This window comes from Acidocella aminolytica 101 = DSM 11237, from assembly GCF_900129125.1.
Taxonomy (GTDB): Bacteria; Pseudomonadota; Alphaproteobacteria; order Acetobacterales; family Acetobacteraceae; genus Acidocella; species Acidocella aminolytica.
In genome coordinates this window covers 183,062-197,396 of sequence record NZ_FQVJ01000002.1, presented here as the reverse complement: position 1 = coordinate 197,396, position 14,335 = coordinate 183,062, and the positions used below count along the sequence as shown (strand labels likewise).

Genomic DNA, 14,335 nt, shown 5'->3' with positions numbered 1-14,335 from the left:
CACAAAACAAAGCTGATCCGCAACTGGTTCGTCAAGCGGCCACGCTGGCATGTTCACTACACACCCACCTCAGCGTCTTGGATCAATCAGGTCGAACGTTTCTTCGCTTTGTTGACAGATCGAGCCATCAGACGCGGCGTGTTCCGCTCCGTCGCAGAACTCGAGCGCGCCATCACAGCCTATATCGATACCAACAATGCCAATCCAAAGCCGTTCAGATGGACCAAGAGCGCCGACGATATCCTCGCCTCAATTCAACGCTTCTGCCTGCGGTCCCTCACAAAAATGCCCAAAATGAAGACAAATTCCGAATCAGGACACTAGAAGGGAGGCATGAGCTTCGTGCTTGAACGATTTGGCAATGCAATAGCCCGGGGGAAGCCCTCTCACGAAGAATACAGAGGGAGATAACCCAAATCCGTCGATTGACGGCCAGATCTGCTGGTTGGTTATGGCATGCTACCCGACCCATCCTCCTTGACGCGCATCCGCCAGCGATGTGCCCCCCTTTTGCTGCGCTGGCGCTATACTGCGCTTTTGCACCGCTTGCCCCGACGGCACCATTGGACCAGCCAATACGGTACATAAGGATGATTTACGCCCTAGGGCCCTACATTATGCGAGCTTTTCACGAACTAAATTCTAGATGTAAAAGATATTCGCTTGCTTGGTGACGGTCATCGGAACGGAAAAGTTATAACGTCTGCCTTTACTAAACTTTAAGGAGGAATCTTAAGGCGTACAAATTTCTCCGATTTTCCACGCGACTTAGTGGCTTAAATTCGCCAGCAGCACCGCTCCAAAAAAGCCAACCGCCAATGCCGGACCAAATGGAATCATGGTCTGTCGCCCCTGCCCGCGCCACAGCGCAACTGGCAGGGCAACCGCTATCCCTAAAAGCCCGGCCATAAGCAAAATACCTGGCAATGCCGACAGCCCCACCCATGCGCCAGCGGCGGCCAGCAGCTTTGCATCACCTTGCCCCAGCCCATGGCGGCCGCGCAGCCGCAGATAAAGCAAATCCAGCAACCTAAATGCGGCATAGCCAATGCCCACCGCCAACGCGTGATCATATATTGCCCAAGGCGCATTGAGCCACGTAACCACCAACCCTGCAAGCAATAAGGGCAGCGTTATCACATCAGGCAGCCAGTAATGCCGGGCGTCAATCCAGGCGGCGGCCAGCAATGCCCAGCCAAGCGCGGCATAAACCCATATCCCCCACCCCTCCGGCATAACCCAGAACACCATCAGCGCCACAAGAAGCGAAGCCAACTCGATAGCGGGATGAAACCAGCCGATCCACGCTGTACAATGAAAGCATCGGCCGCGTTGAAAAACAAAGCTCAGTAGCGGGATCAACTCACGGGCGCTCAGCGCATGTCCACAGCTTTCGCATCGTGACCGCGAAATTACCAGCGTTTTTCCCACAGGCAAACGGTTGATCACAACCCCAAGAAAACTGCCGATAACAAGCGATATCGGCAGTATTATCCAGCCGGGCGGCGCTATCATGTCATGGCGCCTCTATCTCATCCGCCTTTCTGCTTATAGCCATCGGTGAGAGTTTTCAGAAACGCTACGATATCATTAACTTCCTGGCTCGTCAGCGCAGGCTTTTCCCCCAGCTTCCTGTTCAAAGGTGGGTCGGTATGGTCGATATTTCCCCAATATTTGTGTGGCAGATCATTAAATTTCTCCACCTTGCCATTCGGCCCGGTCGGGTAAATCTTACCCGGCTCCACATCACGAAGATTGTAAAACTCCACGACATCATGAAGGTTATGATAATATCCGTTATGGAAGAATACATCGCGCGTGGCCACATTCCGTAGCGTCGGCGTTAGGAACATCCCGCAATATTGCGTCTGATTCTTCAAATCTGTGCGGTACGGTCCGCATAGGCCCATGTCGTAATAATTCGGGTTCTTGTTGGCCGGAATATGCGGATTCCGCGGCACGCCCAGGGCCTCATACTGCGTATCCGTAAATAATGGCGGCCGGTGATCAGGCGTCGGCTGGTCCAGATGGCAGGCTCCGCAATCTCCCTTCTTAGGATTATTGAACAGCATATAGCCGCGCATCTCCGCCCACGTCATCCTGGCTTTGCCTTCCAGCCAATAGTCATACTTGCTCGTGAACGGATGAAAGTCTTGATTCTCAATCTGATAACGCGCTACCGCGAACATGGCTTCCGATACCGTAAGCTGAGGGTCACTAAAAATGCCATTTCCGAAAAGTTTCTTGAACATATCCGCATAAGGCGCGGCCTGCAGCTTGGCGGCAACGGCTTGAATCGTGCCGCCATCCATTTCAAACGGGCTAGTGAGCGGCCCCATCGCCTGCTGTTGCAAGGTATTGGCACGGCCATCCCAGAACAAACCACCCGCAGGCACAAAATTAGAGACACTCTGCGCTGTATCATGCGCGGTTTTGGCAATCCGGGTAGAGTGTATTGCAGCTTTTGCCACCTGCGGTAATGTGGGCATTACATCGAAATCACCCGGCGGCTCGGGGCCGATATAAAAATTACGCTGAAAATTCAGATACGCCAGAGATGGCACGGCCCGCACGCCAGGGCTTTTCAGATCTGGGCCGCCATAAGCAACCGGGCTGGCGGTCGGCGGACCATAATGTTTCGCCGGATCGTGACAAGACGAACATGAAAGCTTTCCGGAACCAGACAGGCTTGGGTCGTAAAAAACCTTTTCCCCTAGTTCCGCCATGGCTGAAAGCTGTGTTGGCGGAACAGGGCGAACAAGCTGAATGGGATTGGGGTTTTCGCCCTGGGCAAGCTGAAAGCTCGCCGCAGGGTTGGAAAGCCAGTACGACACGGGAATGGGGCCTCGCAGAACCCACACCCCCGCAGCACAGACGCCAAGCGTCAAAACGAGAACGAGACTTGTAAAGATACGCATGGCGGCTGTGTATAACCTTGGGCTTAGATTTTAGAACTGGAAGTCATCGTGGTCGTGATGGTGATCGTGGCCGTGATGGTTGTCATCGCCATGATGCCCCCAAGCCTGACCAACAATCTCACCCGTGCTGGCACTCAGGATTAGACGATCCTCAGACGGACGGTGAGACGAGAAATTAAACATATCCATAATCGATCCAGCGTCGGCATCGAAGGAACCGCCGCCAAGACGCTCGCCATGCAGCCAGTTATCCTCGATGAATTTCACGATGGACGCCTGGGAGATCAGCGTATGAGACACAAAATCCTGACGGGCATAAGGCGAAATCACCAGGAACGGAATGCGCGTGCCAGGGCCACAACGGCCATGCACGGGCTTGCCAGACAGACCGTTCGGCTCAGTACCGGAACCGCAAACATTGGCGCCGTTCAGCTCATCCAGCGATCCGTAGGAGGAAGTGGTCGGTGTTACGAAGGCATGGTCATACCAACCGTCGGAGTCATCGTAAGAGATGATGATGGCAGTCGACTTCCACTCAGGCGACTTCATGATTTTATTAACCAGCTCCACGATGCCGGTCTGTGCGTCGAGCGGATCGGAATAGCCCGCATGTTCATCCTGATAAGCGGGCATCTTGATGTAAGATACAGCCGGAATCATGTTCATACGCAGAGCGGTTTCAAAATCCCGCAGGCCGTATTCATGGTTCGCCGGGTCAGCAGCCCCGTTCGGCTGGAAGGAGAAGCCGATATCACCGGCCCGCGCCGGACGGGCATGGGTATAGTTGGCTGTAGAAGCGTAATACTGGAACCAGTTATGGTGCGGAATGTAATCCGTAACCGTCTGGTTCACCGTGGTGGATACGGTGGAGCGCCCACACCCGGTGGTACCATTGGCGTTAGTCTGGTCCAGATTGAACCCGCCCATGAAGCCGCCCCAGGTAATCTTGGAGGCATTCAGCAGATCGCCGATATTATCGCCGGTCATCTTCACGGTTCTGGTGGTGCTGGAACACACATCATAAGCAGGATCCACGTCACCATCCAGCGTGTAGCCGCCCTGGCCGTCGGACACTTCACCAGTGGACGAGCCAAGCACCGGCACCACACCATTGGTCTGGCCGGAAACCGCTTCCAGAGCCCCAGGGGTGGAGGGGCCATAGGTATCGGTATACGCATTATCGCTCATCGCGTAATACTGCGCATAGTGCCAAAGGGCGGTAACGATATTGCCATCAAAATAGCCCATAACCTGGCCCTTGGTGCCAAACGCGCCAACGCCGCCGGAAGTGCCCGCACCCGTATATTCGGGGAACAGATCCATCTTGCCGCCGTCAAACGCCTGCTGCTCGGCCTGATAGCCATGGTTTTGGTCAGCCGTGGCGGCTTGGGTACGATCAAGACGGAACGGGTCAGCTGCGTTCGTGCCGTTGGCTGTGTTGGTCTTGTTCGGGTTATTGGTCAGCAGATTGTTGTTAGATAAGTTATTAACCGCATTTTCTTTAATGTTACCGCCAATGCTGATTGGGCGCGGACGAGGATTAAAGGCAGGCTCCCCAGCCGGATTCGTGGCATGCGGATAGGTAGCGAAATAATGATCAAAGGAGACATTCTCCTGATAGATCACGACGACATGTTTAATTGGCGTCGCTGTATGCAAGTGATCAGTATATTCAGCAGCCCGCTCAATATTCCGCGGCGCCTTCGCACCGTTCACATCGGTTGCGGCAACGGCTGGGGCAATAGCAGAAAATACTGATGATACGCAGAACGACGCGCACATAAGGGATCGGCGTAAATTCATGACTTTCACCTGTTTGATTCTTTTGGAGCGTTTAAAAAACGCGACGCCTCGTAATCGATTGAGCGGCGTTTGCGTGTGACGCAATTGTGATTTCTTAACGTTCTACAACTTTATGCAAAAGACCGTAACATGAGCGAGCTTTAGCAAGAGCTGACACGATACTGTCACTTGCAGTTCGCCGGGACGCACCTGAAAGAAGCGGGCATGGACGTTCCCGCCAGCCATTCCGCCTCTTCCACCGAATCTATACTTAACTTTCTTGCCGCCGAAGGCGCCTGTGATTCGATGGCTCTCGAACGGGCTCGCGCCGTTGCTCGGGAAGCTCGAATAAGCCCGGCGCAAGCACTCGTTCAACTCGGACTTGTATCTGAGCGCGTCTTGGCAGAAAGCTGGAGCCGCGTCCTTAATCTGCCTCTGGCCGGTCCGGAGCGTTATCCTGATTCGCCCTTATTGCCGGAGCGTTTGCGCTCGCGCTTTCTCCGCGCCGCGCGCTGCCTGCCAGTGGCGCTAGAAACCTCACCTGACGGTGCCACAACCCTTTCATTGGCAATGGCCAATCCGCAGGATGAATTTGCTGCCTGCGCCATTGGACTTGCTTGTGGTGCCAGAATCAACCGGGAAGTCGCCACTCCGATCGAACTAGAAGCGGCCCTCACCCGTCTCTACCCGGAGGAAGAACGGGATAACTCCCCCCAAGACGCTGACATAACAGTAGAAGACGACACTGAGCGGCTCAAGGACATGGCCAGCGAAGCACCAGTTATCCGCCTCGTCAACCAGATCATTGGCCGCGCGGTGGAAAGTATGGCCTCCGACATTCACGTCGAACCGTTCGAGGACCGTGTCCGCATCCGCTACCGCTATGACGGCGACTTGCAGGATGCTGAAACCCAGCCCGCGCGGCTCGCCCCCGCCATCATCTCGCGCCTCAAGATTCTCGCCAAGCTGGATATCGCCGAACGCCGCCTGCCGCAGGATGGCCGCATCCGCATCGCCGTACGCGGGCAAGAGGTTGTGTTCCGCATTGCCACTGCCCCCAGCCTGCATGGCGAGATCGTCGTGATGCGCATTCTGGACCGCTCCTCGGTAACTTTCGATTTCGCGGCCCAAGGCCACGATGAACAGGTGATCACTCGCCTGCGGACCGCTCTCGCCGCGCCCAACGGCATCCTGCTCGTCACTGGCCCCACAGGTTCGGGCAAAACAACCACACTCTACACCGCCCTGCTCTCCCTCAACGCGGAGGAAACTAAGATCATCACGGTCGAGGACCCGATCGAATATCAGCTCCCCGGCATCAACCAGATCCAGGTAAAACCCCAAATCGGGCTGGATTTCGCAACCTTGCTACGGTCCATCGTCCGGCTTGATCCCAACATCATCATGGTGGGCGAAATCCGCGATCTTGAAACAGCGGAAATCGCCGCGCGCGCGGCGCTCACGGGTCATCTCGTGCTTTCCACCTTGCACACCAACTCCGCCGCCGCCGCCATCACCCGCTTGCGCGATATGGGGATGGAGGATTACCTCATCGCCGCCGTGTTGCGCGGCATTCTGGCGCAACGCCTGGTCCGGCGGCTGTGCGAGGATTGCAAAACCCCCATGGAAACGCCAGCAGAATTCCGTACACGCTACAACATCAAAGCGGATACTATTTTCCGCCCTCATGGATGCCCCGCCTGCCGCAACACAGGCTATCGCGGCCGTCAGGCCATTGCAGAATTTCTTACGCCAGATGCCGAAATCGAACGTCTGCTCTTCGCCAAGGCTGATCAAAGTGCCATCGAGCGCGCCGCCATTCAGGCAGAGATGAAAACCATGCTGATCACGGGCATGGAGGCTGTGGCGCGCGGCGACACCACGGTTGAAGAGATTCTCCGCGCCGTGCGGGCGGACGACTAATGCCCCTCTTCACTTACCGCGCCCTAGAGCCGGACGGCACTGTACAAAGAGGCCGTCAAGACGCCCCCAGCGCCGCCGACCTCGCAACACAACTGCAAAAGCGTGGCGCCATGGTGCTTGGCATTAGCCCGGTCGGGCGCAGCGGCGGACTCCTCGCTCTGGAACTCGGCGGCACCTCCTTGCGGCGCGGAGAACTAACCGAGGCCACGCGCGAACTCGCCAGCCTTCTCACAGCCGGACAAGATATAGACCGCGCCCTGCGGCTAATGGCAGAGGAAGCCCCCAATAAACGCATAGGCGCCGTGCTTGGTCGAGTCCGCGATTCGGTACGGGACGGCATGCCCCTGGCCAAGGCTTTACAGCGCGATCCTAAGAGTTTCCCGCGCCTCTATATCGGGCTCGTCCGCGCGGGCGAAGCCGGGGGAGATCTGGCGGGTACGCTGGAACGCTTGGCCGGGCTATTGGAGCGCCAACGCAGCCTCACCGCCGCCGTGCAATCCGCCATGATCTATCCGGCCATTCTGCTGCTCGCCGCTATCGGATCCATTGTGCTGCTTCTCACTCAGGTGCTGCCGCAATTCGTACCTTTGTTCGCGGAGAACGGCCTCGCACTGCCCGCCTCCACGGCATTTCTTCTAGGAATGGGCAACGCCGTCTCCGCTTATGGCCTCTACGGCTTGCTGGCCATGGCAGCGCTCGGGCTGGGGCTGCGTCAGGCTCTCACCCGGCCTGAAATCCGACTGGTTTGGGACAGGCTGATGCTGCGCTTGCCGCTCACCGGCCCCATCGCGCAGGAAATTTTGGCCGCCCGCCTCTCCCGTACGCTCGGCATGTTGCTCATCAATGGTGTCGCGCTGCTGCCCGCCCTTGCCATCGTGCAGGAGGTTCTGGGCAACAAAGCAGCGCAAAAAGCGCTGGGCACCGCCGCAGAAAGCGCAAAAGGCGGCCACGGCATGTCCCGCGCACTAGGGGCAACGGGCATTTTTCCAAGCCGCCTCATTCATCTTCTCAAACTGGGTGAGGAAACCGCGCAGCTCGGCCCGCTTTCTCTGCGCGCCGCTGATATGTTTGAGGAACGCACCCGCCTTGCTTTGCAAAGACTGGTGGCTCTGCTGGTCCCGGCCATCACCATCTTCATGGGCGCGACGGTAGCGGGAATCGTCTCGTCTTTGCTGCTCGCCATGCTCAGTCTCAATGACGCCGCCCAGTAAAGCCACATATGGCTTCACGCTGCTGGAAATGCTCATCACCATCGCGGTCATGGGCCTCGCCATGCTGCTCATCACCTATTACGCCCAGCCCCACAGCCGCAAGCTGGAGGCTGACCGCGCGGCACAGCATGTCGCCGCCATCATGCGCCAAGACCGCGGCCTCGCCATAGCCACAGGCCAGCCTGTGCGTTTCGCCCTCCCCACTTTACCCAGTTGGCTCAGCGTCTCGGCCCAGCTACCCAAAACCGGACTGGTTTTTGAGCCAGATGGCAGTTCCAGCGGCGGCACCGTCCTGCTTTCAGCTCCAGGCATGAGCAGCCAGATCCGCGCCGATTGGCTAACCGGGCGCGTGAGTATCCATGCAGGCTGAATCAGGCTTCACCTTGCTGGAAGTGATGGTCGCCTTCATCATCGCCGCGCTGGCTTGCCTCGTGCTCTACAAAGCCGGCTTTTCCGGCGTGGGCGAGGGCCTCACCGCCGCCCGTTATCAGGAAGCCGTGGTCCGTGCGCAGTCGCATCTCGCGGCTCTTGGCCCGCTGACAAAATTGCAGCCCGAACATCTTAGCGGCAATGATGGCAGCGGGTTTCACTGGCAAATCCGCATTTCCCCTGGTCCCAGCGTCGGCACGCTGACGTTATACAATCTGCAGGTCACTGAGCGTTTCGGCAACCGCGCCGTCACGCTCTCCACCAAACGCCTTGGCCCCAACGCATGAAACGCGGTGAGGCTGGTTTCACGCTGCTGGAGATGCTGGTGGCCCTAGTGGTGTTCGGTCTGGTCATGGCCGGAATAGCCCAGGCTTTCCGTTATGGTTTCACGGCTCTAGCCACGGGACAACGTGCCATTCAGGTCCCCGAAACGCTGGCCGCAATGGATATGGCACTCCGACGGATGATCGAACAAGCCCAGCCCGACAGCATGAAAGGCGGGCCGTTTTCCCTGGCCTTCACTACCCGCCTGCCGCAGGGCGCGGGTCCGGTCGGCGGATTGCAGGATGTCGCCCTGCAACTCGCCCCCGGCGGTCTGCTGGTTTTACGTTACGCGCCGCATCCGGCAGGCTTACCGCTTAGTCCCGCCCCAGAGCCCGAAACTGACATTCTGGCCACTAACGTGAAAGGGGTGCGATTCAGCTACCTGCATGCTTCGCCCGGTTCAGCCCCTGTCTGGGAAGATGGTTGGTCCGGAACAAACCTGCCATTGCTTGTTCGGTTGCACCTGACGCTGGCCAACCGTTTTTGGCCGGACCTGGTTGCGGCACCCGCAGCCCACAAAAATTAGGGCGACGAAATGACGCCAAAGCTTCATTGTTCAAGTCCTGAAGAAATACTTAACCAGCCTGCCATGAATTTGTCATGGCCTTGCCGGGCACGAAGCTGATGCTGGCTGAATTTCTCTCATGGTGGCTCAGCCAGATGCGCCCCCTGGCCGCTAACATATTAGGTCCCGCGCAGGCGCCTGACGCCTTGATTATCAAAATCGACGAGCCAGGTCCGCCCCCCAGCGGTGCCCTGTTGCTGCGCCAAAAGGGGCAGGAACACCACTTGAGCGGTCTGCAAGCCCCGCAACGCCGCTCGGCACCGCCTGCCCTGCCGGTCTTTCTGCGCCTGCCCCAAAACCTGCTGCTAAGCCGCGACATCACCCTGCCCCTCACCGCCTCACGCGATGTACGAACCATTTTGCAGTTCGAGATGGACCAACTGACCCCCTTTTCAGCCGATGAACTTTTCTGGGGTTTATCCTCGCAATTTCAGGATCGAAAACAAAACAAATTGCATCTGCGGCTCGCCATCGTACCGCGCGCCAATCTGGCTCCCACACTCACCTGGCTGGCATCGCAAAAGCTTACCCCAGGCTGGATCGAGCATAAAGATGGACGGATCCCGCTTAATATAAGTACCTCGCGCCCGCGCCGCCAAGCCATACTTGCCGCCGCCTGCATTGGGCTGGGTGCTACATGTCTGGCGCTGCCCTTTATCCGTCAGCAGTTCGCATTGCAGGAGGCCGCATCCCTGGTCGCAGCCCGCGCTCCAGCCGCTCATATAGCTGAAAAGCTGCGCGCCCAGCTCGCCGCAACGGCATCGGGGCGCGCAGCCATTGAAGCCGCTCGCCGCCAAGGCGACGCCTTGCAGATATTAGCCGCACTCACCAAGGCCCTGCCGGACGACACTTGGTTGGCAGATCTATCCTTGAAATCAGGTATCCTCACAATGGATGGCCAATCCGCCAACGCCGCAAAGCTGATCGCCCTGCTTTCAGCTGTTCCAAAGTTGCGAAACCCCAGCTTTACAGCCCCCGTTACCAGAACCAACGATGGCAGGGCCGATTTGTTCTCCATACGCGCCGAGGTCACAGAATGACCCTCGCACCGCTTTCATTACCTGATGGGCGACGCGGCCAAATTCTGGCTTTGGGCGTCGCCCTGGCTGGACTTTTGTTGCTTTGGCTCGCCGTATTCAGTCCGCTTCTGGGATGGTATCAGCAACGCGCGGAATATTTGGCCCAGCAACGCGCCCTGGCCGCGCACATGGCAGCGCTGGCACAGGAAATTCCAGCCCTTCGCAGAGCCGTCTCCACTCAAAAGCCCGAGGATGAAAGTACAACCTTGCTTCTGCAAGGCGGCAGCGACGCCATTGCCGGTGCCAATTTGCAATCCGCATTGCAGGACCTAGCCACCAAATCTGGCGCCAGCCTGGACAGCACCTCCCTGGCACCTGTTGTGGCCCAAGGGGGGCTGCGCAAGATCGGGCTGGAAGTTAGCCTGACGGCGAGCTGGCCCGCACTGATCAAACTCCTGGCGGCTATAGAAATATCCAACCCGCGCATGGTCGTAGACGGCTTGAATCTCAGCAATGCTGGACCGCAAAGCACAGATAATGCGCCCCCCGTGCAGGCCAGCTTCACCGTCAGCGCCTTCCGGGCCGCAGGTGGCGCATGAAACTTCGTTTGCCTAATCCCCGCCAAAAACTGCCCAGCTGGATAACCCGGCTCAAACCGCTCCCAGTGCTGGCTGGGGGCCTTGCCTTACTTCTGCTGATTGAGCTGTTACCGGGTAACGCTACGTCCCCTCATTCCATCAGTCCGGCCTTGCCAGGAAAAAGCGCCCAGTTGGCAGAGGCAAACATTTCAGGCTGGACGCAAACCATTCTGGCCCGGCCCTTGTTCAACCCAAACCGACGCCCCACAGCCAGTGATGACGCGGGCGGCGATGGCCTGCCCCGTTTGTCCGCCATCATCATCGGTCAGGGCATCACCAGCGCCATTTTCGCCATAGTAGGGCAGAAGCCCTTGGTGGTGGAGATGGGAGGAACCGTGAACGGCGACAAGGTCAAGAGCATTAACGCCGACAGCGTCGTGCTGTTGACAGCCAACGGCCCTATCAGGATACGCCCGCAATTTATTGAACGCACGAAGGCCCCCGTAGCGTCGGCTATGCCAACCATACTTGTTTCGCCCAAAACCGGCCAGCCGGAAGAGTCCACTACCACCGCCGGCCCTTACGACAATGAGTGACAATGCGTAAAACCCAGCTTCCCTGTTTGTTCGGCCTGCTCGTTCTGGCCTCCTGCCACAGCGCGCCACCGCCGGTTGCATTAACGGGCGCGCCGCTGACACCCGCCCCGTTATCGGCCAAGGGCAGCACGTCCTCCGCACCTCGCGTCAGCGGCCCCGTCGCCGGACAAAGCGCACCCCCAAGTCCGGCGGCCTCCTACGGCGCACTCGCCACCGGCACTTCAACCAACCCGGGAACAGCCCAAACCAACGGGCAAGGCAATATTAGTTTCAACTTTGCCGACACAGACATACGCACCGTCGTCGCGGAAATTCTAGGGAATATCCTGCATGTCAATTACACAATCGATCCGGGTGTTTCAGGTACGGTAACCCTGCACACCGTAACACCACTCACTCTCAACCAAGTCTTGCCCACCCTGCAGACGCTGCTGGCCCAGAACAATGCGGTGCTGGTGCATACAGACGGCCTCTATCGCGTCATGCCCGCCTCAGATAGTGGCGGCGCAGCGGCACAAACACAGGTGATCCATCTGCGCTATGCCAGCGCCACCCAGCTTGCCGCCGTATTGCAGCCTTATGTCGCCAAAGGCGGAAAGCTGGCGGCAGACCCTAACAGCAACGCCATCGTGATCCAGGGCGACCCGGAAACTCGGGCAGCGCTGGCAGGACTTGTCTCCGCGTTTGACGTCGATGCCTTGGCCGGACAATCTTATGAGCTGTTTCCCGTTTCCAGCGGCGATGCCAAGGAATTCGCCTCAGCTTTCACAACTGCTTTGGGCAAACAGGCTGGCAGCAAAGGGGCAGCGGCGGTCTCGGTGGTGCCCCTAGATCGCATAAGCGCGGTGCTGGTTATCGCGAAATCAAATAACTATCTGAATGATGCCGCCCGAATTTACGCCGTGATCAACAAGGTGCAGATGGAAACGGTGCGAAGCTGGCATGTGTTCTATCTTCGCAATAGCCGCGCCAACGATGCTGCCTATCTGCTGCAACAAGCCTTCACGCCGGACAACGTAACCGCACAACCCACCGCAGCCGCGAAGCAAACCGTCTCCGACATGATGGGCAACAACAGCAACACCACCCCTCCTACAAGCACCAGCAGTGCCGAAAGCAGCAGCACCAGCATTTCAGGCGGCACGGGAGGCGGAAGCGAATCAAGCCCCCCCAACAGCGCCAATACCGGCAGCGCCAGCGCACTGTTGGGGCCGCTCACGTCCAATTCAACTAGCACGAATACAGACCAGATGCGGATTATTCCCGATACGCAGAACAACGCCGTGATGGTTTATGCCACCGCTCAGGAGGATGACCAGATCGCGGGCATGTTGAGCAAGATCGACATTCAGCCCCTGCAAGTACAGATCGACGCCACCATCGCCGAAGTTGATCTGACCGGGCAGCTTCAATACGGCACTCAGTTCTTTTTCAAATCCGGCGGTATCAACGCGGTCCTTAGTGAATCCACCACATCGGCGTTATCAACCAGCTTTCCCGGCTTTGTTCTCTCCGGCCATGGCAGCGACGCTGCCCCGTTGGCGCTCTCGGCACTGGAGGCTGTAACCAAGGTGCGGGTGCTTTCATCGCCGGAGCTCATGGTTCTGGACGGGCAGACCGCGAGCCTCAAAGTGGGCGACAGCGTGCCTTATCTCACGCAAACCTCACAGAGCACCGTCACCTCCACCTCTGATGTGATCCAGTCCATCAACTACCGCGACACAGGCGTGATCATGAAGGTCACACCGCATATCGGCGGTGACGGGCTGGTGACCATGGATATCAGCCAAGAGGTCAGCGGCGTGTCGCCAACCTTGACGACCACAGGCATCGACTCGCCAACCTTCACCGAACGTACGGTGACATCTCGCGTTGCCATTCAGGACGGACAGACAATCGGTCTCGCCGGGCTGATCTCGGACAATGATTCGAACAAAAATGAAGGTCTGCCATGGATTAAGAACGTGCCCGTGCTGGGCGCGCTGTTTGGCACCCAGACCAATAAACGTGTGCGAGAGGAATTGCTGGTTCTGATTACCCCGCATGTTGTGCGTAATCAGCAACAGGCTCTGGATCTGACACAGGACATGGAGCAACAGCTTCCCAATGCCGCGCTGGTGCCCGGCGCTCTGCAAAGCCAGCCTTTCACTGGCTCGGCCGACCCCAACCAGAAGGTACGGGCAGACCTGACCAAATGAGCCCGCCGCGCGAACGAGGGTTTGCATTGCTCATCGTGCTGTGGAGCATGGTTCTGCTGGCATTGATTCTAACCAGTTTGCTGGCCAATGGCCGCAGCGCAGTCGCGCTGGCCGCGAATATACGTAACGCCGCCATGGCCCGTGCCCGCGCGGATGGCGCCATTAACGAGGCACTGTTTCATTCTCTGGCCAACGGCCCTGCCCATTGGTCGCCGGATGGGCAATGGCATGAGCTTCCCGATAACCTGCGGGTGCGCGTGCAAACACTTGGCGGGCTGATCAATCCCAACGAGGCTTCCACCAATCTGCTAGCCGGATTTATTCAAGCCTGCGGCGCCAGTGAGACAAAAGCGCAAAAGCTGGCCGCCGCAATCATAGACTGGCGCACCCCGCCTTTAACCCCGCAAGCGGAAGCCGCTCGTCAACAGCTCTATCGCCAAGCAGGGCTGCGTTTTGCGCCGCCAGGCGCGCCATTTTCTGATCTTGCAGAATTGCAGGACGTCCTGGGCATGACGCCGTCTCTGCTGAAAACCATGCTACCTTACATGAGCCTTTACCAGACCGACGACCCGGATCCAGCATTGGCCAGTCCGCTGGTGCGGCGCGCCCTGCAACTGGCCCACGATCCCGGCAGCATCCACAAAGGCTTTACCGGAAATTTTCCCGTGGTTGAGATTGAAGCCCAGGCACATGGACCCGGACGGGCTTATGTGGTCCGACGCGGTGTGTTCAGCCTCGCCAGTCCAGAAGAGCCGCATCCTTACACCGTTTTGCAACTCACCGGCGGATGAA

General features: G+C 58.1%; 13 protein-coding genes and 1 pseudogene. 11 read left to right on the top strand and 3 right to left on the bottom strand.

Annotated elements, in window-relative coordinates:
• Positions 1 to 324: pseudogene (locus BUB54_RS02050) on the top strand (IS630 family transposase); the annotation flags it as partial.
• 444 nt (positions 325 to 768) lie between these two features.
• On the opposite strand, the gene BUB54_RS02045 reads toward BUB54_RS02050, so the two are convergent.
• From BUB54_RS02045 to BUB54_RS02035, 3 genes are read right to left on the bottom strand one after another with little or no spacing between them, the layout of a single operon-like run.
• Complete coding sequence (locus BUB54_RS02045) at positions 769 to 1,515, bottom strand: prepilin peptidase (RefSeq protein ID WP_048877849.1); 747 nt, start codon at positions 1,513 to 1,515, stop codon at positions 769 to 771.
• Positions 1,516 to 1,532: 17 nt separating this feature from the next.
• Positions 1,533 to 2,918, bottom strand: coding sequence for a cytochrome-c peroxidase (locus tag BUB54_RS02040; RefSeq protein WP_052948302.1), 1,386 nt, complete (start codon positions 2,916 to 2,918; stop codon positions 1,533 to 1,535).
• A gap of 30 nt (positions 2,919 to 2,948) precedes the next feature.
• The gene (locus BUB54_RS02035) at positions 2,949 to 4,721 is read right to left on the bottom strand and encodes a phospholipase C (protein ID WP_048877848.1); all 1,773 of its coding nucleotides are present in this window, start codon (positions 4,719 to 4,721) and stop codon (positions 2,949 to 2,951) included.
• A 285-nt stretch (positions 4,722 to 5,006) separates the two neighbouring features.
• Between BUB54_RS02035 and BUB54_RS02030 the strand changes: the two genes are divergently transcribed.
• The 10 genes from BUB54_RS02030 to BUB54_RS01985 all read left to right on the top strand — a co-directional run bounded on the left by BUB54_RS02030 (position 5,007) and on the right by BUB54_RS01985 (position 14,334).
• The gene (locus tag BUB54_RS02030) at positions 5,007 to 6,623 is read left to right on the top strand and encodes a GspE/PulE family protein (RefSeq protein WP_244890740.1); all 1,617 of its coding nucleotides are present in this window, start codon (positions 5,007 to 5,009) and stop codon (positions 6,621 to 6,623) included.
• Positions 6,623 to 7,834, top strand: coding sequence for a type II secretion system F family protein (locus BUB54_RS02025; RefSeq protein WP_048877847.1), 1,212 nt, complete (start codon positions 6,623 to 6,625; stop codon positions 7,832 to 7,834). The genes BUB54_RS02030 and BUB54_RS02025 overlap by 1 nt, the downstream gene beginning before the upstream one ends.
• Complete coding sequence (locus tag BUB54_RS02020; protein ID WP_048877846.1) at positions 7,818 to 8,204, top strand: prepilin-type N-terminal cleavage/methylation domain-containing protein; 387 nt, start codon at positions 7,818 to 7,820, stop codon at positions 8,202 to 8,204. Before BUB54_RS02025 ends, BUB54_RS02020 begins: the two co-directional genes overlap by 17 nt.
• Positions 8,194 to 8,550: a type II secretion system protein gene (locus tag BUB54_RS02015; protein WP_048877845.1), complete on the top strand. Its 357-nt coding sequence runs from the start codon at positions 8,194 to 8,196 to the stop codon at positions 8,548 to 8,550. Before BUB54_RS02020 ends, BUB54_RS02015 begins: the two co-directional genes overlap by 11 nt.
• Positions 8,547 to 9,113, top strand: coding sequence for a prepilin-type N-terminal cleavage/methylation domain-containing protein (locus tag BUB54_RS02010; protein WP_048877844.1), 567 nt, complete (start codon positions 8,547 to 8,549; stop codon positions 9,111 to 9,113). Before BUB54_RS02015 ends, BUB54_RS02010 begins: the two co-directional genes overlap by 4 nt.
• Before the next feature lie 98 nt (positions 9,114 to 9,211).
• Entirely contained in the window at positions 9,212 to 10,192 is a 981-nt protein-coding gene (locus BUB54_RS02005; protein WP_139284752.1) for a PilN domain-containing protein, read from the top strand.
• On the top strand, positions 10,189 to 10,770 hold the full coding sequence (gene gspM / locus BUB54_RS02000; RefSeq protein ID WP_048877842.1) for a type II secretion system protein GspM: 582 nt from the start codon (positions 10,189 to 10,191) through the stop codon (positions 10,768 to 10,770). The genes BUB54_RS02005 and gspM overlap by 4 nt, the downstream gene beginning before the upstream one ends.
• Positions 10,767 to 11,345 carry a hypothetical protein gene (locus tag BUB54_RS01995; protein ID WP_048877841.1) on the top strand — a complete coding sequence of 193 codons (579 nt, stop codon included), beginning with the start codon at positions 10,767 to 10,769 and terminating at the stop codon, positions 11,343 to 11,345. Before gspM ends, BUB54_RS01995 begins: the two co-directional genes overlap by 4 nt.
• 2 nt (positions 11,346 to 11,347) lie before the next feature.
• Positions 11,348 to 13,543, top strand: coding sequence for a type II secretion system secretin GspD (gspD, locus tag BUB54_RS01990; RefSeq protein WP_048877840.1), 2,196 nt, complete (start codon positions 11,348 to 11,350; stop codon positions 13,541 to 13,543).
• A complete protein-coding gene (locus tag BUB54_RS01985) occupies positions 13,540 to 14,334 on the top strand; it encodes a type II secretion system protein GspK (protein WP_048877839.1) in 795 nt (264 codons plus the stop codon). The genes gspD and BUB54_RS01985 overlap by 4 nt, the downstream gene beginning before the upstream one ends.
• The last annotated feature ends 1 nt before the right edge of the window (position 14,335 follow it).

Excerpts from the sequence above, each read along its gene's own strand:
- BUB54_RS02020 (WP_048877846.1), top strand. The coding sequence starts at position 7,818 with ATGACGCCGCCCAGTAAAGCCACATATGGCTTCACGCTGCTGGAAATG.
- BUB54_RS02015 (WP_048877845.1), top strand. The coding sequence starts at position 8,194 with ATGCAGGCTGAATCAGGCTTCACCTTGCTGGAAGTGATGGTCGCCTTC.
- BUB54_RS02030 (WP_244890740.1), top strand. The coding sequence starts at position 5,007 with ATGGCTCTCGAACGGGCTCGCGCCGTTGCTCGGGAAGCTCGAATAAGC.
- BUB54_RS01995 (WP_048877841.1), top strand. The coding sequence starts at position 10,767 with ATGAAACTTCGTTTGCCTAATCCCCGCCAAAAACTGCCCAGCTGGATA.
- gspD (WP_048877840.1), top strand. The coding sequence starts at position 11,348 with ATGCGTAAAACCCAGCTTCCCTGTTTGTTCGGCCTGCTCGTTCTGGCC.
- gspM (WP_048877842.1), top strand. The coding sequence starts at position 10,189 with ATGACCCTCGCACCGCTTTCATTACCTGATGGGCGACGCGGCCAAATT.
- BUB54_RS01985 (WP_048877839.1), top strand. The coding sequence starts at position 13,540 with ATGAGCCCGCCGCGCGAACGAGGGTTTGCATTGCTCATCGTGCTGTGG.
- BUB54_RS02025 (WP_048877847.1), top strand. The coding sequence starts at position 6,623 with ATGCCCCTCTTCACTTACCGCGCCCTAGAGCCGGACGGCACTGTACAA.
- BUB54_RS02040 (WP_052948302.1), bottom strand. The coding sequence starts at position 2,918 with ATGCGTATCTTTACAAGTCTCGTTCTCGTTTTGACGCTTGGCGTCTGT.
- BUB54_RS02045 (WP_048877849.1), bottom strand. The coding sequence starts at position 1,515 with ATGATAGCGCCGCCCGGCTGGATAATACTGCCGATATCGCTTGTTATC.
- BUB54_RS02010 (WP_048877844.1), top strand. The coding sequence starts at position 8,547 with ATGAAACGCGGTGAGGCTGGTTTCACGCTGCTGGAGATGCTGGTGGCC.
- BUB54_RS02005 (WP_139284752.1), top strand. The coding sequence starts at position 9,212 with ATGCTGGCTGAATTTCTCTCATGGTGGCTCAGCCAGATGCGCCCCCTG.
- BUB54_RS02035 (WP_048877848.1), bottom strand. The coding sequence starts at position 4,721 with ATGAATTTACGCCGATCCCTTATGTGCGCGTCGTTCTGCGTATCATCA.